General features: G+C 63.0%; 21 protein-coding genes. 7 read left to right on the forward strand and 14 right to left on the reverse strand.

Features of this window, described 5'->3' with window-relative positions:
• The first annotated feature begins 96 nt into the window (after positions 1-96).
• Genes C8N43_RS16410 through rbsK form a run of 3 tightly spaced genes read left to right on the forward strand, consistent with a single transcriptional unit; the run spans position 97 to position 2,552 of the window.
• Entirely contained in the window at positions 97-1,161 is a 1,065-nt protein-coding gene (locus tag C8N43_RS16410) for an ABC transporter ATP-binding protein (protein ID WP_107846831.1), read from the forward strand.
• Positions 1,162-1,176: 15 nt separating this feature from the next.
• A complete protein-coding gene (locus C8N43_RS16415; protein ID WP_107846832.1) occupies positions 1,177-1,629 on the forward strand; it encodes an RbsD/FucU family protein in 453 nt (150 codons plus the stop codon).
• A 5-nt stretch (positions 1,630-1,634) separates the two neighbouring features.
• Entirely contained in the window at positions 1,635-2,552 is a 918-nt protein-coding gene (gene rbsK, locus C8N43_RS16420; RefSeq protein ID WP_107846833.1) for a ribokinase, read from the forward strand.
• Between the two features lie 271 nt (positions 2,553-2,823).
• Here rbsK and C8N43_RS16425 read toward each other — a convergent pair whose 3' ends face one another.
• The 8 genes from C8N43_RS16425 to C8N43_RS16460 form a co-directional block, all read right to left on the reverse strand.
• On the reverse strand, positions 2,824-3,864 hold the full coding sequence (locus C8N43_RS16425; RefSeq protein WP_107846834.1) for a glycosyltransferase family 4 protein: 1,041 nt from the start codon (positions 3,862-3,864) through the stop codon (positions 2,824-2,826).
• Positions 3,861-5,393, reverse strand: a complete 1,533-nt coding sequence (locus C8N43_RS16430; protein ID WP_107846835.1) for an ABC transporter permease — start codon at positions 5,391-5,393, stop codon at positions 3,861-3,863. Before C8N43_RS16430 ends, C8N43_RS16425 begins: the two co-directional genes overlap by 4 nt.
• The gene (locus C8N43_RS16435) at positions 5,390-6,136 is read right to left on the reverse strand and encodes an ABC transporter ATP-binding protein (protein ID WP_107846836.1); all 747 of its coding nucleotides are present in this window, start codon (positions 6,134-6,136) and stop codon (positions 5,390-5,392) included. The genes C8N43_RS16430 and C8N43_RS16435 overlap by 4 nt, the downstream gene beginning before the upstream one ends.
• A gap of 20 nt (positions 6,137-6,156) precedes the next feature.
• The gene (locus C8N43_RS16440; RefSeq protein WP_107846837.1) at positions 6,157-7,146 is read right to left on the reverse strand and encodes an ABC transporter substrate-binding protein; all 990 of its coding nucleotides are present in this window, start codon (positions 7,144-7,146) and stop codon (positions 6,157-6,159) included.
• Positions 7,143-8,048: a lysylphosphatidylglycerol synthase transmembrane domain-containing protein gene (locus C8N43_RS16445; protein ID WP_107846838.1), complete on the reverse strand. Its 906-nt coding sequence runs from the start codon at positions 8,046-8,048 to the stop codon at positions 7,143-7,145. The genes C8N43_RS16440 and C8N43_RS16445 overlap by 4 nt, the downstream gene beginning before the upstream one ends.
• Entirely contained in the window at positions 8,045-9,649 is a 1,605-nt protein-coding gene (locus tag C8N43_RS16450; protein ID WP_107846839.1) for a sulfatase-like hydrolase/transferase, read from the reverse strand. Before C8N43_RS16450 ends, C8N43_RS16445 begins: the two co-directional genes overlap by 4 nt.
• Positions 9,646-10,368 carry a CDP-alcohol phosphatidyltransferase family protein gene (locus tag C8N43_RS16455; protein ID WP_245913064.1) on the reverse strand — a complete coding sequence of 241 codons (723 nt, stop codon included), beginning with the start codon at positions 10,366-10,368 and terminating at the stop codon, positions 9,646-9,648. Before C8N43_RS16455 ends, C8N43_RS16450 begins: the two co-directional genes overlap by 4 nt.
• Positions 10,369-10,461: 93 nt before the next feature.
• Positions 10,462-11,193 (reverse strand): endonuclease/exonuclease/phosphatase family protein, encoded by a 732-nt coding sequence (locus tag C8N43_RS16460; RefSeq protein WP_107846840.1) that lies wholly within the window; start codon positions 11,191-11,193, stop codon positions 10,462-10,464.
• Between the two features lie 122 nt (positions 11,194-11,315).
• On the opposite strand from C8N43_RS16460, the gene C8N43_RS16465 reads away from it, so the two are divergent.
• The 4 genes from C8N43_RS16465 (at position 11,316) to C8N43_RS16480 (ending at position 17,150) form a co-directional block, all read left to right on the forward strand.
• Positions 11,316-11,903, forward strand: a complete 588-nt coding sequence (locus C8N43_RS16465; protein WP_245913065.1) for a YceI family protein — start codon at positions 11,316-11,318, stop codon at positions 11,901-11,903.
• Between the two features lie 94 nt (positions 11,904-11,997).
• Positions 11,998-13,107: an efflux RND transporter periplasmic adaptor subunit gene (locus C8N43_RS16470; protein WP_107846841.1), complete on the forward strand. Its 1,110-nt coding sequence runs from the start codon at positions 11,998-12,000 to the stop codon at positions 13,105-13,107.
• Positions 13,107-16,265, forward strand: coding sequence for an efflux RND transporter permease subunit (locus C8N43_RS16475; RefSeq protein WP_107846842.1), 3,159 nt, complete (start codon positions 13,107-13,109; stop codon positions 16,263-16,265). The genes C8N43_RS16470 and C8N43_RS16475 overlap by 1 nt, the downstream gene beginning before the upstream one ends.
• Positions 16,266-16,361: 96 nt before the next feature.
• On the forward strand, positions 16,362-17,150 hold the full coding sequence (locus C8N43_RS16480; protein WP_107847323.1) for an inositol monophosphatase family protein: 789 nt from the start codon (positions 16,362-16,364) through the stop codon (positions 17,148-17,150).
• 9 nt (positions 17,151-17,159) lie between these two features.
• On the opposite strand, the gene C8N43_RS16485 is transcribed toward C8N43_RS16480, so the two are convergent.
• The 6 genes from C8N43_RS16485 to C8N43_RS16510 form a co-directional block, all read right to left on the reverse strand.
• On the reverse strand, positions 17,160-17,726 hold the full coding sequence (locus C8N43_RS16485) for a histidine phosphatase family protein (RefSeq protein WP_107846843.1): 567 nt from the start codon (positions 17,724-17,726) through the stop codon (positions 17,160-17,162).
• A gap of 1 nt (position 17,727) precedes the next feature.
• Complete coding sequence (locus C8N43_RS16490) at positions 17,728-18,792, reverse strand: ABC transporter ATP-binding protein (RefSeq protein WP_107846844.1); 1,065 nt, start codon at positions 18,790-18,792, stop codon at positions 17,728-17,730.
• Between the two features lie 9 nt (positions 18,793-18,801).
• Positions 18,802-21,015: an ABC transporter permease gene (locus C8N43_RS16495; protein WP_107846845.1), complete on the reverse strand. Its 2,214-nt coding sequence runs from the start codon at positions 21,013-21,015 to the stop codon at positions 18,802-18,804.
• Entirely contained in the window at positions 21,016-22,041 is a 1,026-nt protein-coding gene (locus tag C8N43_RS16500; RefSeq protein ID WP_107846846.1) for an ABC transporter substrate-binding protein, read from the reverse strand.
• A 386-nt stretch (positions 22,042-22,427) separates the two neighbouring features.
• On the reverse strand, positions 22,428-23,078 hold the full coding sequence (locus tag C8N43_RS16505; protein WP_107846847.1) for a 2OG-Fe(II) oxygenase: 651 nt from the start codon (positions 23,076-23,078) through the stop codon (positions 22,428-22,430).
• Positions 23,078-23,755, reverse strand: a complete 678-nt coding sequence (locus C8N43_RS16510; protein WP_107846848.1) for a hypothetical protein — start codon at positions 23,753-23,755, stop codon at positions 23,078-23,080. Before C8N43_RS16510 ends, C8N43_RS16505 begins: the two co-directional genes overlap by 1 nt.
• Positions 23,756-23,759 lie beyond the last annotated feature (4 nt).

Raw genomic sequence — 23,759 nt, forward strand, 5'->3', positions numbered from 1 at the left:
CCTCATTGTGTCAACGATCTTGGGCGCGTGGCGCTGCCCGGCGTGGACAGAGCCGCATTGCTCCGCTAGCGTCGGGACCATACCGGGGAGGGTAGAATGGCGAACGTCGCGATCCGATCGCTGAAGAAGTCCTACGGCAATGTCGAAGTGATCCACGGGCTGGATATCGACATTGCGGATGGCGAATTTGTGGTCCTCGTTGGCCCCTCGGGCTGTGGCAAGTCGACCCTTCTGCGCATGATCGCAGGGCTCGAAGGCATCAGCTCCGGCGACATTCGTATCGGCGAGCGCCTGGTCAACAACCTGCCGCCCGCCGAACGCGACATCGCCATGGTCTTCCAGAACTACGCCCTCTATCCCCACAAGACAGTTGCTGCGAACATGGCTTTCGCGCTGCGCATGCGCCGCATGCCGAAGGCCGAAGTGCAAGAGCGCGTGGAGCGCGCCGCTGATGTCCTTGGCCTGACGCCCTATCTCGACCGATACCCCCGTGCGCTGTCCGGCGGCCAGCGACAGCGCGTGGCCATGGGGCGCGCGATCGTGCGCGATCCTCAGGTGTTTCTGTTCGACGAGCCGTTGTCCAACCTCGACGCGAAGCTGCGGGTCCAGATGCGCGCTGAGATTCGGGAGTTGCATCAACGGCTCTCGACAACCACGGTCTATGTCACCCACGACCAGATCGAGGCGATGACCATGGCAGACAAGATCGTGGTCCTGCGCGACGGGCACGTAGCGCAAATCGGCTCTCCACTGGAACTTTACGACAAGCCCGCCAACGCATTCGTGGCCGAATTCATCGGATCGCCGTCGATGAACCTGATCAACGCGACGCTGTCCCATGCCGATGGCGGCGTGTGGGCTAGCGTTGGGTCCGCGCGCTTTCCGGTCGCGGGCAATGACGGAACCGAAGACGGGCGCTCGGTCTGGATCGGGGTGCGCCCTGAAGCCCTGATGGTGGCCGATGATGGTCTTCCCGCGGAGGTCACCGTGGTGGAGCAGACCGGTTCGGAGACGCATGTCATTTTGCGCGCGGACGGAACGGAAATGACCGCCGTGCTTCGCGACCGTCGAGAGCTCAGGCCCGGCCAGAAGATACACCTGAAACCGCAAAGCGATGCCGTACATTTCTTCGACCCCGAAAGTGGTGCGCGGATCGGCTGAAGGGAGACACCAAGGATGCTCAAGGGAATTGACAGCAGGCTGAACGCCGAGGTGCTTTTTGCACTTCGGGCGATGGGGCACGGAGACGCGCTGGTGATCGCGGATACGAATTTCCCGTCCGATCAGGTGTCGCGCTCGACTGTCCTCGGGGAGCTTTTGCGCATGGATAACCTGACGGCGGCCGAGGCCGCGGAAGCCGTGTTGAGCGTGATGCCGCTTGATACTTTCGTTGATGATTTCGCCGGACGGATGGAAATGGTCGACGCCAAGGACGAGGTGCCGCCGGTTCAGGCTGAGGTGCAAGAGGTGATCGACACCGCCGAAGGGCGCTCCCGCCCGATGATCGGCATTGAACGGTTCGAGTTCTATGACCGCGCCCGCGAGGCCTACGCCGTGATCCAGACCGGCGAGCGGCGCTTTTACGGCTGCTTCATGTTCCGCAAGGGCGTGATCCCACCCGAGGAGTAAGGCGCATGACCAGCAAGATTGTCATCCTTGGCGTTTTCGTCGCCGACACCGCCTACCGGACGGACCGCCAACCAAGGATCGGCGAAACGATCCTTGGAAAAAGCTTCGCGCTCGGCCCCGGCGGCAAAGGCTCAAATCAGGCCGTCGCCGCAGCGAAGGCCGGTGGAGACGTGCATTTCATCACGCGCCTTGGCGACGATATCTTCGCACAGATGGCGCATGACACCTGGGACGCCGCCGGGGTGATCCCCGAAGTCACGATCGATCACGAAAGCTACACCGGCGCGGCCTATATTTTCATCGACGACAACACCGGCGACAACGCCATCATCGTCTCCCCTGGCGCTGCCGGGCGGATATCCGTCGCCGATGTCGAGGCCAAGACGCAGCTCATCCAATCTGCCGATGTCTTCGTGACCCAATTCGAGCAGCCGATGGAGGCCGCGCACCGCGCCCTGGAAATCGCCCGCGCCGGCGGCACGAAGACGATCCTGAACCCTGCCCCTGCCGCAGCGGTGTCCGATGATATGCTCGCGCTGTGCGACTACATCACGCCCAATGAGACAGAGGCCGAAGGGATCACTGGAATAGCCGTGAAAACCCCCGACGATGCCGCGCGCGCCGCGGACTGGCTGCTTGATCACGGTGTCGGCGCCGCGATCGTCACGCTGGGCGCCCAGGGCGTTTTTTACAAGGACCGCGAAATTGCCCTCCATGTCCCTGCCATAGAGGCCGGTAAGCTGGTCGAGACCACTGGCGCGGGCGACGCCTTCAACGGTGGTTTCGCCGTGGCGCTGGCAGAAGGAATGTCCGCCGAGCAGGCTCTGCGTTTCGGCTGCGCAACCGCCGGCATCTCGGTCACCCGCCCGGGCACCGCGCCGTCCATGCCCGATCGCAGCGAGATTGACGCCCTTTTGGATTGATCCTGAGCTATCTCCCTAAGTCATTAAGAATTAGATAGATATGATCGGGCCGACAGACCTTCGAATGCGGAGGGAAGAACCGTTTATCGAACAATTCTTCTCGGCGTGACCTGTTAAGCTACGGTCCAACGACCGTTTACGGGTCTTAATATATCTTCTGGCAAACGCTGCATTGCGCAGCCCGGCGCTATGAAAAAAGATCATCTGCGACATTCTGCGCGCGAGATCTAAAAACCTAGATTGTTCCATTCACTTGTCGCAGAGTTCTTCTTCACTCGAAGCTCCGTTCAACAACTCTGGCAAAGACTTCAGCCGTATCTCGCCATTGCGGCAACTGAGCCGCCTTTTCGGCAGAGAGACGGGAGAAGCGCGCGGCTTCGCTCGGATCACCAATGATGCGCTCCAACGCGTCTGAAAGGCGCGCCGGATCGTCGGGTGGCACGAGAAGGGCCGCTTCGCCGACGGTCTGCGGCACCGCGCCGACGTCACAGGTCACGACCGGAAGGCCGTACATCATCGCTTCGCTCAGGACCATGCCGTAGCCTTCGTATCGCGTGGCCAGCGCGAACACGGATGCGGCGTTGAAGCGGTCTGTAAGTGCGTGCTGAGACAGCTCTCCTAGAAACTCGACGCGTTGATCGAGGCCAAGCGCGCGTCTCTGAGCGTGCAAGGCTTTGGCGTAGTCCGGATCATGCGACTTGCCGACAATCTCGGCCTGCCACGGCAGCTCTTTCAGCCGAGCCAGAGCGGCAAGCAGAACGTCATGCCCCTTGCGCGGGGCCAGAAGTCCGACGGACAGGATCAGGGGCGGGTCGGCCGGCTTCCGATCCACGGCGGGACGGTCAAAGCCCGGTTGCGCCACCGTGATACGGTCGCGGTCCGCGCCAAGCTGTTGGCACAAAACCCGCGCGGTTTCTGGACTTGGCACTATGACGTGATCGGCGTAGCGCAAGGCGGCGGCTTCATTCTTCAACAGAAAAGCCGCGCGCGCCGGATCAAGCCCCGTCTCGAGGCCAAGCGGATGGTGGATCATCGCAATCACCGGGGCGCTGACCCGGGACAGTCCTTCGGGATCGATTGCGCCGAAGACCAGACCATCGAGGATGATCTTCTGGTCCGACGGCACGGCACAGAGCGCGCGAAGCGTGGTCGCCATATCGCCCGGTGTTGGGTCCGGGAAGCTGTCGGGCAGTTCGAGATGCTCCGTCACGCAGCCAAGGGCGTTGAGCTCGCGCAGGATGCGCGCCTCGTAGATGAAGCCCCCGGTGCGGCGATCCTTGTCGCCGGGGATCGCGAAAACGGCTTGGGTCATGTTACCTGCTCGCTGGCATAGATGCGCAGGACCGAACGCTCCACCGCCGCGACCGCGCCATAGGCGGTGACGGCCACGACGGCAAGCACGGCGACGCAGGACCAGAGCATGTTGTAGTCCGATGTGCTGGCGGTCATCGCCATCAGCAGGCCGATGCCCTTGCCGGTTGCAAGCCATTCGACAGTCGTCACGGCGAGCAGGGCCGCAGGCACAGCCATGCGGGCGGACGCGAAGAACGCGGGCAGCATCGCAGGAAGCTGTGCCGCGCGCAAAAGGTGCCAACGACCGGCCTCGTAGCTTTTGAACAGATCAACGATCTGCCCCGGCGTCTGCCGCAGCCCCTGCTGGCAGGCCACAAATGTCGGAAAGAAGATCATTACGGCGACCACCACCATCGTGCCCACCAATCCGCGTCCGAAGGCCAGCACCAAAAGCGGCGCGGTCGTTATGATCGGCACCGCCCGCAGGGCGACCGCGACCGGCATCGTGGCCCGGCTCAATCCCGGGGCAAGCATCAGCGCCGCAGCGAGGCCCGCGCCGAGGGCCAGCCCCGCAATATAGCCCGGCGCGGCAAACGCCAACGTCTCGACCAGAGCTGTCTGGATCGTCGCGCGGTTCTGCGGGTCCATGAGAAAGGCCCACACGTCGCCCGGTCGCTTGGCGAAGAAGCGGTTCAATCCCGCTCCGTCCATCGACACCTGCCACAGCACCAGCACGAGGCCCGTGATCAGACCAAGCTCAAGCAGCCTAATCCATATCGAACGGGGCGCCGCCGTCGACGGAGCGGAGAGCAGCAGGACGGGTCGATACCCCACCAGCCGGTCCCCCAGCCAGCCGAGCAGCGCGTAGGCCGACATGGCAATCAGGGCGGCCAGACAGGCGAGCGCCCAGGTCGCATCCGTGTCCAGCCCTCGCAACGCACGCAGGGTGAGGACCCCAAGGCCACGCTCGGCGCCGGTAAACTCGCCGATCATGGCGCCCAGAAACGCCGCTGGTGCGCTGATCTGCAACCCGACGAACAGGTATGGAAGGCTGGCGCGCGCGCGAATGCGCAGAAACGTGGACACTGTCCCGCGACCGTAAATCTGCATCAGATCGGTCCAATTCTGCGAGACCGCCCGCACGCCGACGAGGAAGGCCAACAGGGTGGTGTAGTAAACCGCCAAAGCCCCAAGCGCGATTTGCGGCCCGACCCCGGGGCCGAACAGAACCCTCAGAATGGGTCCGCTGGCGATCAGCGGAATGCAGAAGACCAGCAAGGCTAGAGCTGACAGAGCGCGCGCGCTGCGCGGCACCACTGCGATGACCGAGCCCAAGATCACCGCAGCGAGGTTCCCCCAGAGAAAGCCCCATGCGGCATTGGTAGAGGTCTCCCATGTCGCGCGGGCCAGAAGGGATGCGTTCTCCGCGATGTGGCGGGCGATGCCCAAGGGGCTGCTGATCAGGACGGCCTGCGGGTATAGTCGCATCGCCAACTCCCAGCCCAACAGGCCCGCAACGGCCCAGATGATGGCGCGGATCGGGCTCATGCGTCCTGCTCCAACGCGTCAAATACCGTGCGGGACAGGGTCGAAAAGGCGGGCGTGTCGACGACGGATGTATCTCGCCTGTCCAGCGTCACGGGGATGTCGGCGACGATCCGGGCCGGGCGTGGCGACAGGATCAGAACGCGGTCGGAAAGCAAGACCGCCTCCTGCACCGAGTGCGTGACGAGCACGACCGTCGCACCTTTGGACCGCCACAGGGGCGGCAAATCTTCGTTCAGCCGCCTTCGGGTCATCGCATCAACCGCGCCGAACGGCTCGTCCAGCAGCAGGACTTCCGGCGCGGAAATCAGACTGCGCGCGATTGCGGCGCGCTGGCGCATGCCGCCCGACAGCTCCGCCGGGCGGTGGTCCGCAAAGCCCGCGAGCCCCACCAGATCGATCAAGGCATCGACGTCGCCCGCGGACTTGCGCGCGAGCTGGGCCCCGAGGGCAATGTTCGCGCGCACCGTGCGCCACGGCAAAAGCGACGGGTCCTGGAAGGCCATCGCCAACGCGCCGCGCCGCGCCGCGTGTTTTGGCGGCGCACCGCCCAAAGTCAAAGTGCCGCTGTCGGGCGCCTCCAACCCCGCGATCATCCGCAAGATCGTGGATTTGCCACAGCCCGACGGCCCCACAAGCGCCGTTGTCTGTCCCGCGCCAAAGGACACGGAAAAGGGTGCGACCGCCTCGGTCGCATCAAACCGTTTGGTGATGGCGTCGCACAGTATGTCCAAGCCGGCGGTCACAGCGGCACTCTGGGTGCTGACTAGCCGTGCACCTCTTCAAGAAGCGATCGATCCCACAGGTCCGCAGACACATCGCGCCCCAGAAGGGCGAGCGTTTCGATATTTGCCGCGACCGTCTCGTCCGTGAACCACCCAAAACCGTTCTCGGCCGTCAGATCGGAAAACATCAATGGCACCTGCCGCGCGGCCTGCAGTTTTTGGGTCTCCAGCTCCAGGCCCGCATCCGGGAACATCTCGACGGTCAGGGCGGCGGCGGCATCCGTGTCTGCCTCGTAGTCATTCCAGCCCATGACCTCGCCCTTGAGCAACGCAATCAGGTCCGCGCGGCGGTTGGCGATGGCGTCTTCGGTCGCGATGTATGTCTGGGAGTGCAAAGCGTAGCCGTGATCGGCCATCAGCATCGTTGTGTTGTCCACCCCCTGCACGGTCATCGCCACGGGCAGATCGGTTTCCCAGCACAGCAGGCAATCCACCTGACCGCTGACAAGGGGGGCGGGGTCGTACTGGGTCGGCACGATTTCAATGGCGTCGATATCGACATTGTTCAAGGTGCACAGCGCCTGCAGGACCGGCGTATTGGCAACAGCCATGCCGATGCGTTTGCCGACCAGATCAGCGGGCGCATTGACCGGATTGCCCGCAAGGGAGGCGATGGCGAACGGGTTCTTCTGCATCGCCACGGCGATGATCTTGAACGGCGCGCCTTGGGCCACGGCAGCCGCGGTGTAATCCGCGGCGGAGATGCCAACCAGGGCCGCACCCGAGACCACCGGCGGCTCGACCGGGGCGTTGGGACCGCCCTGGCTCAGCGAGACGTCGAGCCCCTGATCCGCCCAATAATTCTTCTTGGCCGCGATGTAGCTGCCACCGAACTGCACGGAATGAAGCCATGAGAGCTGAAAATTGACCGATGTCGCGGCCAGGGCGGGCAGGCCCATTGCGGCGGTTGCAACACCGGCGCCGGTGGTCTGAAGGAAGAAACGGCGGGTCAGATGAACGGGTTGGGTCATGAGAGATCAGGCTTTCGTTTTGGTGTGAAGGGTTCAATGTTTTGCGACGCCGCCAGCAGGAACGCCGCCGGGAGCGCCGCGATGAAGACGACGACCCCGTAAAGGATGCCTGTGGCGATGCCCGCACTGGCAGGCGCGCCGACAAGCGGGAAAAGCGCGGCCGCAGCCCCCTCGCGCCAGCCCCAGCCGCCGACAGATAACGGCACAAGCATGGCGCTCAGGACAAGGGGGATAACGGTCGCAAAGGCTTTCGAAGACAGCTCTGTGCCGATCGCCTGCGCGCAGGCGTAGAAGGCAAAGATCAGGCAGAAAGACGTGACGGCACTGTGCAGCAAGATCTGAGGTGATTTGAGCTGAGCCATAGTTGTCCGAAGAAACGCGGCAGTGGCGCCGTCGCGCCGGGCCAATGCCAAAATCACCGCCGCTCCGACCGCAATCGACGAAAGGACAATCCAGCCAAGACGCGCCCATCCCGAACCGTCAGGCCAGAATAAAACGAAAGCAAACCCGACGAACATAAGCGCGAAAATTGTCACCTGGCCAAGCATCCGCTCTGCCATGACCGAAAGCGCGGCGCTGCTCATATCAGCGGCACGTCTGGCGCGTACAGCCCGGGTGACGTCTCCTGCGACACCGCCGGGCAGGGACGTGTTGATCAGCTGCGCGAGGTAGTATTCCCGCAGCGCAAACGGGTAGCTGAAATGCAGCCCGAACGCCTTGGCCACGATCTGCCAGCGGGCTGCCATGGAAAACGTCGCGGCCGTAAGCGCCAGAAAAGCAGCCCCAATCCACACGGGTTCCGCTCCGCTCAGCTGCGCGAAGACCGCGGTCGGGTCGGCCCACCGCAACAAAACGAGCAGGCAGCCAATGGATACGGCGAATTTCAGAACGCGGGCCTTCATCGCTCCACCACCTGCGTCTTTGAGAACGCGTCGAGGAAATCATTGCGGAAACTGTCCATCCGCCGCACCGGGCTATCCGCATCCGGGACAAGCCCGTCGGTCCAGCCCCAGTGGCTTATCCGTTCCAGCATGTCCGAGGGGCCGATCATGTGCACCGGAACATCCTTGTTCTCGCTGCCAGCCACGAAACTCGCCGCCTGATGGTCGCCCGCGACGATCACAAGCGGCGCATCTGCGCCAAGGTGGGACACATGGGACAGGGTCGCGCGCAGGGAATAGTCGACGGCGCGACGATACGCGTCGCGCACGGCGTCGCGGTCACGCCAAAGCACCTTGGGGGAGGGTCCGCGCTGTGCCATCTCGTTGAATTCCGTCCCGTCGCCGATGTCTTCCCAAGGGATCATATCCGGGATCGGCGTCCAAGGCGCGTGGGACGAGATCAGGGCGATCTGCACAAAATTCGGGCGGCCATCTTTGGGCATAAGATCCCGGTAGCGCGCAAGCGTGAACTGATCGGGCATCGTCACCCAGCGGAAACGCGCACCTTTATAGGGGATGTCAGCGGCGGGGATGACCGTGTCGAAGCCCATGGCGAGGCTTTCGGGCCATCCGACCGTGATCGCGGGCATGATCGCGGTCGTGTGGTAGCCCGCGTTTTGCGCAAAGTGGAAAAGCCACTTGTGGCCACTCGCCAGCATCGCGTTGTAGCGACCGTTGTCCGAGGTCCAAAGCCCGCTGGACAGGGCGCCATGGGCAAGCCAGCTTTGCCCGCCTGCGGTGGGCGAGGTTAGCCAGCCGCTGCGCATCGCCATCCCGGTGCGCGCGATGTCGGCCTCGGCGGCGCGCAATGTTGTAAGATGCGTAGGCGCATAAAGCGGATTGTCGAAACTGGCCCGCCCGTAGCTTTCGATCCAGATCACGATCACGTCCCGTCCGTCCAACGCGCCCAAGAGGCCCGTCGCATCGCCGTAAGGGTCGTCGGCGGCCCGCTCTGCAAAGCGCGCGAGCTCGGTTGCGGTTTGCTGCAGCTCGATCCCGCGCTTGAGCGTCAAGCGCGTGGTCCACGCGGTGCCCGGCGGGCTGTCCTTGAATTTCCAGTATCCCAGGTGGTGCCCGATATCCGCCGCAGCCCACCCCGCCCAAAGCAGAGCAAGGCTCGCGGCCACGACCCGGGCGGTGGGGGCCTTGGTCAGGCCGGCCCACGCGCGCAGACTGCGCTCGAGCGCGATGAACATAAGCACCAGCAGCCCAAAAGATGCGAGGACCGCCAGCACCGTCAATGCGCCACCGATGCTGTCACGCAGCAGGCCCAGACCCGCGCCTATGAGAAAAGTGTCGAGGATCGGATTGAACGTGCGATTGAAGGCGCTGAACATCGCGTAATCGGCAAGCTTGATCACGACAGCCGCGAGCAAAAGAAGCGCCACCCCATAGGTCACGCCCCAGAGCCGTCCGATGGCGATCATGCCAAGCACAAGCACCGGCAGCTCCAACGGCCATCTGTTCAAGGCCCCCCAGGTCATCGTGCCAGGATGGTTCGGCAAGACGAGCACGCCGAACAGCATGGCCGTGGCCAGCACAAGACCCAAGACGCGCGTCATGCAGCGCGCCTCAAGAGCCACACGGTGTCAATTAGGAAGGACCAGGTCAGAAGCAGGGCCGCCGCAACACTGACGGGGACCACCAAGGTGCCGGGCGTCAGGGGGAACACCAAAATCAGCAAGGCCGCGATCTGCACAACACAAATCGCCTTGCGCCGGAACGCCTGTGGCAGCGGCGCGCGTAAGGCGGGAACGAAAAACGCAGCCGCAAGGAAGGCGTAGCGCATGAAGCCGAGGACCAGCACCTCGGCCCCGGCCGTCCCGCTGACAAGAACCCATGTCGCGATCACCGCGCCCAGAGCGGCGTCCGTTTCCATGTCCAACCGGGCCCCGAAATCGGAGACCAACCCTGATCGACGCGCCAGCCAGCCATCCAGACCGTCCAGCGCGAAGGCGAGGCTGGCCACCCCGAAGAAGACCCACTCCGATGCGTCCGGCGCGACCAGCGCGCCGGAGAGAAACGCGACCATGGCCAGCCGTACAAGCGTGACGACATTGCACGCGCCCAGAACCCGGTGCGGATAGCCTTGGGCAAGACCGAAAACCGCCAAGGTCATCGCGATTGCGAACGCTGCAAACGGCACCAGTGCCTGCCCGAAAACTAGCTGTGACGCCACCACCAAGGCCAAAGCCAGCAGGGCCGAAACGCCGAGAAACCCACCCAGAACAGAGCGGCCGTGGCGAGGTTGGTCGAAAAGATGCGGCGTGCTGCGAAGCATGAAATCTTCCATTCCGATACGAGGTTGATCTAGGTCAGAAATGCCCGATGGACACCTAAGTCTACGCGCCAGACCTCGGATTATTCACTTACATCAGCGAATTGTGACCCGCGCGACCAGCGGAAGGTGGTCCGAGGCCTCGACCACCTCGCGTGTTCTGACGGCCCGCATGTCCAGAACCTGACCCGCACCATCGGTCATGATCCGGTCGAGCGGCAACAGCGGCCGAGAGCTGGGAAAGCTGCGGCAGGCCGGGCCTTGCAAATCCATTCCGGTCAAAGCGCGATTGAACATCATGCCACCCCAGGGCCGCCATTCATTCAAATCCCCCAGCAAGATCGTCTGCATAGCAGGTCTGCGGCGCACATACTGCCCAATAATCCGCATCTGCACGACCCGCAGGGGCTGAGACAGCGACAAATGGGTGCTGATGATCCGAAGCGGGCGGTCTTCGTGCATGACCTCAACCGACACGGCCCCGCGATGGCAATGGCCCGGCAAATCCAGCACGTCCATCCACGTCCGGCGCATCCCGGGCGACAGGAACAGGATGGTGCCCAGAAATCCGTCGCTGTCATCGCCCCAACGCGAGTCCGGGCCATGGATGTATTCAAGGCCCGTGCGCTTTTCGATATCAGCCATGTCGAAGATGCTGGCATGGGGTCTGCATTCGCCATCGGCCTCCTGCAAGGCCAGAACTTGGGGGCGCTCTGGCGCCACGGCTTGCTCTAGTGCTGCGACGACCCGACCGGGGTCGACCCGCCCGTCATGCCCCTTCGCGCGATGCACATTCCATGTCGCACATCTCAGTTGCGTGCCCTGCATCCGATCACACCTGCCTTCTGTACGCGCTGCCCTATATCAAGCTGCAGTATATCTAGACCGCGCCCATGCGGTGACGATCTTCACTGGCCCCGAAACCCGCTCCGATCAAAGGGATAAATGACATGATGCGCAGCTTTCTCGCCACCACGACCTTCCTCGCAGCCTCCGCTATCGCAGCTCATGCCGACATGGCGCGCTACGAGCTTGACCCGACCCACACGGCGGTCTCGTTCACGGTGGATCATATCGGGTTCGCCAAGACCCTCGGCGTTTTCACCGATCTGCAGGGCAGCTTCATGTATGACGTGGATACCCAAGAGCTTGCAGATGTGGCGGTGGCCATCGATGCGGGGTCGGTCAACACATTCAACGAGGCGCGCGACGGTCATGTGCGCAACACGGACTTTCTCAACGTCTCCGATCACCCTGAAATTACCTTTGTCGCCTCCGGTGGCACGCCCACGGGCGATACATCCGGCACCGTCACGGGTGATCTGACAATCCTTGGGCAGACGCGGCCGGTGACGCTGGATGTGACCCTGAACAAGGTGGCCGAGTATCCGTTCGGACATCGGCGCGAGGTGCTGGGCCTGTCAATGACCACCACGATCCTGCGCAGTGATTTCGGTATGACATACGGCGTCGCAAACGGTCTTGTCGGAGACGAAATCGGCATCCGCATCGAGACCGAAGCCATGAAGATGGAATGACCGCCGCCGCTGGTTGTCGCGCAATTGATCGCGGGACCAATGGAAAACGCGTCGTCCGCTCTATGTCACCGGGGTGTAAGGCTGGAGAGTGACCATGTTGAGATCCCTGCTTGGAGCGGCGGCATTCGCCGCAAGCGTATTGAGCGGTCTGCCCGCTTACGCGCAAGGCCGCGCGTCGGCGGTGGGCGTCCAGACCGTCGAGACGCGCACCCTTTCGGAAACCGTGCCGGTCTTTGCCGAGATCGTCACAGCTAGGAACGGTGCGGTCGCCAGCCGTGTCGCGGGAAGCGTCGAGACGATCCACGTTTTGGCAGGAACACAGGTCGCAGAAGGCGACGTTCTTGTGGAACTGAACCAGGAGCTTCTGACGATCCAAGTCCGCCAAGCCCGCGCGCGGATATCAGAGGCACAGGCCAGCGTCGCCACAAGCGAGGCGTTGCTGAACAGCCGCCAGGTTTCCTTTGAACGGGTGAGTGCGCTGCGCGACTCGGCGTCCTTTTCGCAAGGCCGGTTCGACGATTCCCAATCCGAGGTCCAGATCGCTCGCGCGCAGCTTGCAGAAGCGCAGGCCCGGCTCGACAGCAGCCGCGCCGAGCTGGCCGAGGCCGAATATCAGCTCAACCGCAGCATCATCCGCGCCCCGTTCTCGGGCATCGTTCTGGAGGTGCAGACGATCCCCGGCGCCTTCATTCAGGCCGGCACACCCGTCGTGACGATCCTTGATACTGGCTCGTTCGAGATCGAAGCGGGCATCCCGGCGCGCTTCGTGGCGGACCTGCAACCGGGGCAGCAGATGAACGGGTTGCTTGAGACCGGAGCCACAGTTGAGCTGGAACTCCGCGCGATCCTTCCCGTGGAAGACGCCTCGACCCGGACGCGCGCCGTCCGGTTTTCCGCCTCAGGCCTCGGCGACATGCGCAATCTGGCAGTAGGCCAATCCCTGACGGTCGATGTCCCGGTCGGCGAGGCGCGGGATGTCCTGTCGGTTCCGAAGGACGCATTGGTGCAGGCGCAGGGCGGATGGACCGTCTTTGTGGCGGTCGACGGCAAGGCGCAACCGCGTCAGGTCGAGATCGGCGCTCCGGCGGGCGACCGGTACGAGGTCGTCAACGGCCTTGTCTCAGGCGATCAGGTGGTCGTGCGCGGCAATGAGCGACTTCGCCCGGGCCAAGATATTAACCCGACACCGATCGAGACCAACTGATGAACCCGATCCGTTTCGCAATCGAGAGGCCCGTTGCGGTCATGGCCGCCGTCTTGATCGTCATCCTGTTTGGCACGATTGCGCTCAGCCGGATCCCGATCCAGCTGGCGCCCGATGTTCGCAAGCCGATCGTGGTGGTCGAAACCGCATGGCCCGGGGCCGCGCCGTCCGAAATCGAGCGCGAGATCGTGAACTTGCAGGAGGAAGCCCTGCGCGGGCTCGAAGGGCTGGAAATCATGACGTCGCGGTCCCGGACCGGGCGCGCGGAAGTCACGCTCGAATTCGCAATAGGCACCGATATGGGCGACAGCCTGTTGCTTGTGTCGAACCGGCTCGATCGGGTCAGTGGCTACCCGGCAGAAGCCGACGAGCCGACGCTGAACACCTCCGGCGCCGATGACAGCCCGATTGCTTGGGTCATCCTGACCGCGGCCGAGGGCAACACACGCGACATCGGGACCTTCCGCGATTTCATCGAAGATACGGTCAAGGACCGCGTGGAACGCATCGAGGGAGTGTCCGCCGTCAACCTGTTTGGCGGCGTCACGCGAGAGCTGCAGATCGTCGTCGATCCCTTGCGGCTGTCGCGCTACAACCTGACCGTGCCAGAGGTCGTCCGGGTCCTTCGGGCAGAGAATATCTCTATCTCCGCAGGCGATCTGGACGAGGGCAAGCGCCGCTACGTGGTCCGGACCGAGGGCAATCTGAACACCGAAGATGCCATCCGCAACGTGGTGCTGCGCTCTGGCGCGGCCACAGGCGGGGTGGGCCTCGTCCGTGTGGCTGATGTGGCGGAGGTAGCCTTCTCCTACACGGATGCGACGACGCGGCTGCGCTTCCGCGGCGAGCCGGGGCTGGCGTTCAACATCGTCCGCGAGTCCGGCGCCAACGTGATCGCGGTGATGGAAGAGATCCGCATCGTCCTTGCTCAGCTTGCTGAAGGCCCGGTGGCGGGCGCAGGGCTGGTGATGGAGCAAGTCTATGACGAGACGATCTACATCAACGGCGCCATCGGCCTTGTGACACAGAATATCTGGGTTGGCGGCGCGCTGGCGGCGCTGATCCTGATGCTGTTCCTGCGCTCACCCCGCGCCACTTTGGTCGTCTCGTTGGCAATCCCGGTGTCGATCGTGGCGACCTTTGTGGTCATGGCGCTGACGGGACGCACGCTCAACGTGATCTCGCTGGCGGGCATCGCCTTCGCCGTGGGCATGATCGTGGACGCGGCCATCGTTGTGCTCGAGAACATCTTCCGACTGCGAGAACAGGGCAAATCGCGCAGTGAAGCAGCCTTCGAAGGCGCGCGGCAGGTGTGGGGAGCCATCCTCGTGTCGGCGCTCACGACCGTGCTGGTGTTCGTGCCGATCCTGATCATGCAGCTTGAGGCGGGTCAGCTGTTTCGCGACATTGCCGTCGCCATTTCGGTGTCGGTCTTGCTGTCGCTCGTGGTCGCCGTCACCGTGATCCCGGCGCTGGCCTCCCGGTTGCTCAGCGCCAAGGACCAGACGCCAACCCGGCTTTGGGGCATCGACCACATCGCGGGCGGCTTTCGCGCGTTGGTAATGGTGTACGTGCGCTGGACCGTCCGCTCGCGCACGCTCGGGCTCTTGATGGTGGGGGCGATTGCCGGGGGCGCGGTTTTGGCGAGCATCACCTTTCTGCCGCGCCTTGAATACCTGCCGGAGGGCAATCGCAATCTGGTCTTCGGTCTGATCATTCCGCCGCCCGGCTACAACCTCGACACCACCCAAACCATCGCCGAGCGGATCGAAACCGTCGCGCGCCCCTTGTGGGAAGCCGCCCCAAACGAGCAAACCGAAGACGGCACGCCGACCATCGACAATTTCTTCTTCGTCGCCACGCCCGGAAATTCATTCGTGGGCTCCAGCGCCGTTGACGGCGCGCGGGCGGGTGAGCTGATCCCGGTGCTGTCGCGCCCCATCTTTGCGGAGCCGGGCACATTCGGGTTCATGACGCAGCCCTCTCTCTTTGGCCGCGGCGTCGGCGGTGGGCGCACGATTGAATTGAACGTCTCGGGGCAGGACCTGAATGAAATTCTTGCCGTCGCCGGGCAAGCGGCCGGTATGGTGTCGGGTCTCTTGCCACGCTCCGAAGGCCACCAATTCCGACCTATCCCGGGGCTGGAGCTGGGCGCGCCGGAGGTGCGACTGATCCCGGACCGCCAGCGTCTGGCGGATGCAGGTCTCGACAGCTCCGGGCTGGCCGCGACGGTGGACGCCTTCAATGATGGCTTGCGGGTGGCCGAGGTCACCGTCGGTGCCGAGCGCATCGATCTTGTGCTGCGCGGTGACCGCTCCGTGCAGCAGGCCTTGCGGACGCAGGATGTCGGGCGCTACCCCGTCGTGACGCCCAACGGGCAGATCGTGCCGGTGTCGGCCTTGTCCGACGTGATCCTGACGGCAGGCCCCACAGAGATCCGCCACCGCGACCGTCTGCGCACCGTCACGCTGGAAGTCCGCCCCTCCGACGCCTTGCCGCTGGAGGCCGCGGTGGAGCTTCTGGAAACCGAGGTCGTGCAAGCCTTGGAGGCGCAGGGCCTGCCTTCTGACATCCGGCTGTCGGTATCGGGCACCGCGGACCAACTGAACCAGACCTGGAACGCGATCCAGATCAACCTGATCGTCGCTCTGATCATCGTCTTTCTGGTGATGGCGATCCTGTTTGAAAGCTTCGTGCTGCCGCTGGTGATCCTGATTGCAGTGCCTGTGGCCGCCGCCGGCGGCGTAGGCGGGCTTGCCCTGCTGAACCTCTATCAGACGCAACCGATGGATATGCTGACGCTCTTGGGCTTCGTGATCTTGGTGGGCATCGTGGTCAACAACGCCATCCTGATCGTGCATCAGGCGCTCTATCATCTGCGCGAGGAGTCCATGTCGCCCGTCGATGCGATTGAGGAGGCAACGCGAAACCGCATCCGCCCGATCTTCATGTCGACGCTGACCTCGGTAATGGGAATGCTGCCGCTGATCCTGTTCCCCGGCGAGGGCTCGGAGCTGTACCGCGGCTTGGGGGCCGTCGTGGTCGGGGGGCTGTCCATGTCCGCCTTTCTGACCCTTCTGACCGTGCCGCCCTTGCTGCGGCTGTGCCTGCGCTCAAGCCAAACGGCAAGCGAGGCAGGGGATCTGAAAGCAGCGTAAGAAACTTCCGTTTCGCGCCCGCACGTGCGGCAGTGGCTTTGTGTTCCTGCCGCGGGTCCTTTATCAGTTGAGGCGTAGCAAAGAGTGGATGTGCCCGTGACCAATTTCTCGGACCGGAAAGAATTCGCAATCGCAACCGCGAAGGACGCAGGCGCGCTGGCGCTTAGATATTTCGCCGACCGGGACGCTTTGGTCGTGGATCAAAAGGGCGCGCAGGACTGGGTCAGCGAAGCCGACCGCAACGTCGAGACCTTCATCCGCAAGAAGATCGCCGAGGCCTTTCCCGACGATGGGATCTTCGGCGAAGAGCACGAGCCGACCAAAGGCTCCAGCGGCTTCGACTGGGTGATCGATCCGATTGATGGGACGACGAACTTCGTCAACGGCATTCCGGCCTGGACCATCGTGCTGGCCGGTGTGTCGGACGGACAGACCCAGCTCGGGGTGATTGTCGAGCCCAACGTGGACGAGACCTATGTCGCCGAACGCGGGGCCGGAGCGACGCTGAACGGCAAGCCCATGCGCGTGGCCTCTGGGGTTGCCTTGGACAGCGGTACGGTCTCTGTCGGCTACTCGAACCGCGTGGAAGCCGCGCATGTCATCCCGGTGATCGCCGCCCTGGTCGAACGCGGGGCGCTCTACCACCGCAACGCGAGCGGTGCGCTTTCACTGGCCTACGTCGCCGCGGGAAGGCTTTTGGGGTATGTCGAAGAGCACATGAACGCTTGGGATTGTCTGGCCGGTCAATTGATGATCGCCGAGGCGGGCGGAGTGATCGAGGACCAAGATGTCAGCGAAATGATCAAAGATGGCGATCGCGTGATCGCCGGCACACCGGATGTCTTTGATGCGTTGAAGGCTATCTGCGAAGGCCCTTGGGACTGACGGGAGACGTTATTTCAACGCGCGCCATCCGCACTCCGGTTTGAGCGTTTCGAGATCAGCGATCCAGTAATGACCTTGCCCGGGTTGGTCGAACTTTCGGTCGATGGGCGCGCCGGCATAATGACACCACAGCAGCGTGCCCACCGCACCATGCGTCACGATCACCAGATCTCCGTGGTCATGGGCGCCCACGATACTGCCGACCGACCGGCGGATACGCGCCTGCGCCGCGACGGCCGTTTCCCAACCCTGATAGCTGATCTTTGGGTTCGCAAAGAACGCGTCTGCCGCCAACTCAAATTGATCACGCGGCAAAAAGCCGGTGGCGCTGCGATCGTTTTCGCCCAAAGCAGCCTCAGTGGTGAAGGAGAGGTCAAGCGCCGCCGCAAGAATGTCCGCAGTCTCCACCGCCTTCGCTTCGGTGCTGGACCAGATCGCGCGTGTCGCCGCTACAACATCACTTTGGGCAAATGCCGTCGCGCGCCTGCGTCCGATCTCGCTCAGGCCCCAATCGGTGATCTCTGTCCCGGGGTCGATCACGACTTCGGGGTGGGAGACGATGATCAGCTTGCCCACATCAGCCTTCCGGCAAAAGCACGGGGCCGCGATCCGCGAAGGTCATCTTGACCTCTGCGCCGGTCTCAAGCGGATCGTCCACATTGTCCTGCACGGCAAAAACCTGACCGAACGCGCCGGTCAGCGTGTATTCCATCCGCACGCCAACATAGGTCGCCTTTGTCACCGTCGCGCTGATGCCTGCGTCACTGCCAATGACGATGCGCGACGGGCGCACGGCGAGTGTTGCCGGCCCCGGGGGAAGATCACGGGACGGAAGGGTGTGGCGATAGCCTTCGATCTCGATCGTCGCCTGATCGCCGTCGACGCGTACGATGGTGCAGTCGATCAGGTTCGCCTCGCCGATGAAATCGGCCACGAAGCGGTCAATCGGCGCGTCATAGAGCTGGCGCGGCGTGCCGATCTGCGCAATGGACGCGTTGCGCATCACGACGATCTCGTCGGAGACGGCAAGGGCCTCTTCTTGATCGTGGGTGACGTAGACGACCGTCAGGCCAAGATCCTGCTGGATGGCGCGGATATCCTCGCGGACCTGTCGACGAAGCTTCGCATCAAGGTTTGAAAGCGGCTCATCGAACAGCAGAACCTGCGGCTCCAGAACGAGTGCCCGGGCGACAGCGACGCGCTGTTGTTGTCCGCCCGACAGCTCGCTGGGCAGGCGCCCGTCGAAGCCCTTGAGCCCCACCAGCTCCAACCCGGCCAGGGCGCGGGACCGGGCTTCGCCCTTGTCAAAGCCCGAGAAGGTCAGCCCGTACATCACGTTCTCCAGCACGCTCATATGCGGAAACAGCGCGTAGGACTGGAACACCATCGATACGTCCCGGTCGGTTGCGGGCAGCCGCGTCACATCGCGCTCGCCGATCAGGATGCGGCCGGAGGTGGCCATCTCAAGCCCCGCGATCATGCGCAATGTCGTGGTCTTGCCGCAGCCCGACGGGCCCAGCAGGGTGACCAGTTTGCCCGCATCGATCTGCAGGTCGATGCTGTCGACCGCCACCACGTCCTTACCGAACGTCTTGCCGACGCCTTCGAACCTGACCGGGGCGGCCTTGGAGCTGATTTTCATGGTGTCACCTCAAACATTGGTCCGCGATTGCGACATGCGCCGCCCGATCTGCGTGCGCCCGATGATCAGCTGCATGATCAGAACCACGCTCAACATGACGAAGATCAGGCTGGTCGAATACGCAATCGCAAGCCCGTAATCGTTGTTCTCGACCCGCCCGATAATGTAGCTGGTCGCCATGTCATACTCCGCCGAGACAAGGAAGATCACCGCCGAGATCGCGGTCATGGCTCGCACGAAGCTATAGACCAGCGCGGCCAGGATCGCGGGCCTGAGAAGCGGCAGGATCACGCGCCGGAAGGTCTGCCAGGAATTGGCGCCAAGGGTCAGAGAGGACTCGTCGAGCGATTTGTCCAGCTGCGACATCGACGCGATGCCTGCGCGCACGCCCACGGGCATGTTGCGGAAGATAAAGCTGACGACAAGGATCACGCCGGTGCCGGTGATCTCGATCGGCGGCACGTTGAAGGCGAGGATGTAGCTCACGCCGATGACGGTGCCGGGGATCGCGAAGGACAGCATCGTGCCGAACTCGAACGCGTTCTTGCCCGCAAAGCTTTGCCGCGTCAGCAGGTACGCGGTGACGAGCCCCACGGCAGCGGTCAAGGGTGCCGCAATGGCCGCGATGGTGATGGTCGTCCAGAAGCTGTCCCACGCGGCGCCGGTCCAGCGGATGCCTTCGTCCTCAAAACGGACTGAGAACGCGGTAACGTAGTGCTTGAAGGTCAGCGAGTTATCGACACCCCATAGCTGCACCACGCTGCCATAGACGATCATGCCGTAGACCACCGCCGTGAACAACGCCCAGCCAATGGCGATGGTCAGAACGGGGATCGCCAGACCGCCCGGCATCAAAGGGTGCACGCCTGCGTCGCCCTTGCCGGATACGGTGGTGTAGCTTTTCTTTCCCAGCCACGCGCGCTGCGCGTAGAACGCCGACAGGGTGAAGAACAAGAGCACCATCGCCAACACAGCCGCGCGGCCTTGGTCGTATTGCGCACCGACGATGGCGAAGAAAATCTCGGTCGACAGCACGTCGAAATTGCCGCCAAGCACCAGCGGATTGCCGAAATCGGCCATGGACTCGATGAACCCAAGCAGGAAGGCATTTGCCAGCCCGGGCCGCATCAGGGGCAACGAGACCGTGCGGAACGTCTGCCAGCGGTTCGCGCGCAACGTCTGCGCAGCTTCCTCCATCGACGGGGACACACCCTCGACCACGCCAATCAGAACGAGGAACGCAATGGGCGTGAACGCCAGCGTTTGCGCGATCAGCACGCCGGGCATGCCGTAGAGCCAGCGGGTGGGCTGTATCCCGAAAAGATCGGCGAAGAACACGGTCACGGATCCGGACAGGCCGAACAACAGGATCAGCGCCAATCCGATGACGAAGGGCGGCGTGATGATCGGCAGCACCGTCAGCGCGCGCATACCCCGTTTGAACCGGAAGCCGGACCGCGTGACGACCAAAGCGAAGCACAAGCCCAGCGCCGTCGTGATGAAACCCACAAGCAGGGCAAGGAAGAGCGAGTTCCAGGCCGCCCCGCATTTCGCGCCCCACAGGCAGCCCAACCCCCAAAGCCGGTCATCGAAGAACTTTGCGGCAAAGACTGAAAGCGAATAGGCCCCATCTTCGGTCACGAAGGCGGCGAACAGCATCTTCGCAATCGGGAAAAAGACGAAGGCGGTGACGATGGTGATCACACCGCCAATGGCGCTGACCACGAATACATCCCCGTTGATGGCGCCGCGCGCGGCGATGCCTTGGGTCAGAATGAACAGAAAGGCCGACGCGCAGATCATCGCGCCGTAGCCCATGCCGAATTGGCGTGTCTTCAGATCTCCGAACAGGGCCTCTTGCCAGTCGAAGTTGAAGCCACGGATGCCGATTGAAAACCCTTGTGCGATCAGCCATCCGAAACCAAGCACACCGGCAAGGATCAGAATGCGGGCATAAAGAGGGTCCGACTTCGGCCTACCCAGCACCAGAAGCGGCAGGCCAAGCGGGATCAGCAAGGGCGCGAGCCAAAGCTTCTCTGCCTGCGCGATCAGAAAGGCGGCGGGCGCATAGTCCTCGTCAAACGGATAGCCGTCTACAAGCCATTCAAACGACCACAGGCCGTCCTCGACCATGTACCATGGCAGCAGGCAATATCCGACCCACCCGGCAATGACCCAGAAGATCAGAACCGGATGGGCCGTCTTTGTAACGGAAGCGGTCACTTACTGAGGCAGGACTGACACCTCTTCATCCCACTTCTGCAACAGACGCTTGCGTTCGTCCGACGAGCCGTACTTCTTGAAGTCGTAGTCAATGAGCTTGATCTGGCTCATATCAGGCGCGCTCTCGGACGTCTTGGCCCCGGTGTTCGACGGCACCTGGAAGGCGTTGACTTCCAGCGCGAGGTTTTGCGCCTCCGGGCTCAGCGCCCAGTCGTAGAACTTCTTGGCCTCTTCCTCGTTGCGCGCGCCATCGATGATCGACATCGAGCCGATCTCGTAGCCAGTGCCCTCGCAAGGTGCGACGACCTTGACCGGGAAGCCCGAGACCGCCTGTTTCACCGCGTCATGCATGAACACGATACCGATGGTGTTCTCGCCACGGCCCGCCGCCTTGATCGGGGCCGATCCGGACTTGGTGTACTGGTTGATATTGGCGTGCAGGCCCTTCATGAAGTCGAAGCCTTCCTCCTCGCCGAAGATTTGCACCATGGACGCGAGCGTCGTGTAGGCGGTGCCTGAAGAGTTCGGGTTCGCCATCTGCACATGGCCTTTATATTCGGGCTTCAGCAGATCTTTCCAGCAGGCGGGCTCCGGCAGGCTGTTGGCCGCCAAAAGGTCGGTGTTGTAGCCATAGCCCAACGCACCGGAATAGATGCCGATGGTCTTGTTGCCGGCGCTTTCGGCCTGGCTGATGGCCCAGTCATGCAGCTGGTCGCGCATGGGCGACATGTATTCCATGGTCAGGCCTTCTTCGGCGGCCTGCAGATGCGGGTCACCCGTGCCGCCCCACCAGACATCGCCCTTGGGGTTCGCGCTTTCCGCGCGGATTTGCGCAAAGGTCTCACCCGATGACTTGCGGGTCATGTTCACGTCGATACCGGTGGCATCCTCAAAGCTGCGCGCCATGAGCTGGCACCAGTCTTCCTGCGCCGAGCAGTAGAGCGTCAGCTTGTCCGCCTGCGCCGCACCCAATGAGGCCGCAAACGCGATCAGCGATCCGGCAAAAGTCGTCGTTAGTTTTTTCAAGATTATTCCTCCCTTAAGCGTCGGGCCGCACCATCAAGCGCGAGACCCGCCATACCGCCACTGGAGGTGGACGCTGCACAGCGATCCTTGTTATTTTGTCAGCCGGTCAAGACACCGGCCATCCCCCCAATGACACCCTCATTCTCACCACCGTCCCGCCTATACTGCAAGATATTTCGCTTTTCGGGTGAAGCGGCCGGTGTTTGTCACGTGGCCCGTGCCGAGCGTTAGGCACCGGTCGACGCAGGAGAGATATGGTCCAGCTCTGGAAATCGGACGCTCTCAAAATGCGTTCGGCGGCCAGTTTTTGACGATGGTGCATGAGCGATATGGACCGGACCAAGCACGATCACCACAGGTTCCCGCTTTCAGAAAGCGGCATCTCTCTACATCTCAAAACACAACACACTGATTGCGCGGCGGTATCCTTGGGCTGCGGGGAGGACCTCGTGCGGGATACAGCCACCAAGCAGCAGCACCGATTGGCCAGCCTTCATGTTCACATCGCGATGTGGACCCCTGCGGTCGACGCGCTCCAGAGGGGCGCGGAAGAACTTTGAGTAAAGCCTTAAAGCGCCCGACGGCTTAGTGCCTTCTGTCCGCTCCAGACACGTGATCAATGTCACGTCGCAGGTTTTGATGTCGCGGTGCAGGCCCAGAAAATGGCCGGGACGATCGTAATACGAAAAGCTGCCCCGCGTGCCGGTCGGTTGCAGCCTGCCCCCGGCCAGCCCGGACAATTTCGAGATCAATCCGCGGTCGGCGTAGATTTGATCGAGGATCGGACCCGCTTCGGCGCTGGCCAGATATCGCGCCGGATCGCCCGTGCGCCAATCGCCGGGATCGGAATGGTCTTTCTTCTGTTCCGTCGCATTTGCCCGATTGGCCAACCCTTCACGGCGCAAGGCTTTGAACCAGCCCCCAGAAAGGAGATCGGGGATCACCAACGCGCCGCCTGCCTGGATCAACGGCGACGGCGGCGGGCGTCTGCCGACCAAGACATCCGTTGTGTCATGTCGCTCGGCCAGACGTCGCATCAGAAATTTCCGGGGCCAAAATCTGGCGGTGCCTCGAATTCCGCCTCAGAGACCATGTCGCGCAAGGATGTCGGCAGGGACTCCATCGGCAAGGAACGGGTCATCTCGCCGTCCAGATTGCGCTGTGCCCCGGCCTCATCGACGGTCAGGTCGGTCCCGAAGCCCTTCTCGAAGACCGGCACCTCTCCTGTCAAAAGCAACACGCCATCGCTTATGGTCGCGACCTCAAAGCCAAGTTGGCCGAAGCCGTCGGCGGCCGTCTGTGTGTCGGTCGGGTTTTTAAGAATAACCGCAGCGGAAATCGTGGGCATTGCAGCCTCCTGTCCTGAAGAAGTGGTGGCTTGGTCGAAACTGACGGGCCCGAAGTCCCGTGATGCTTCGAACTCGATCGCCATGACGCGGCGACGCAGTTCAGGCGCGAGCGCATCGACCGGAAGGCTTCGGGCGAGCAACGGTGACGCGTCCTTGTTGAGGCTGCGCAGGCCATCCTCCGACATGAAGATGTCCGTATCAAACCGACTTTCAAACAGCACCTCCGAGCCCGAGATCAGCAAGGTGCGCTCGGCGACAATATCGGGCTCAAAGCCAAGATCTTTGAACGCCGCAGCAGCGTCGTCGGTTACGGCATCCGCCGCCAACAGAACAACTGCACTGATGAGTATTCCCAAATCTGCCATCGAC

The organism is Litoreibacter ponti (assembly GCF_003054285.1).
Classification (GTDB): Bacteria; Pseudomonadota; Alphaproteobacteria; order Rhodobacterales; family Rhodobacteraceae; genus Litoreibacter; species Litoreibacter ponti.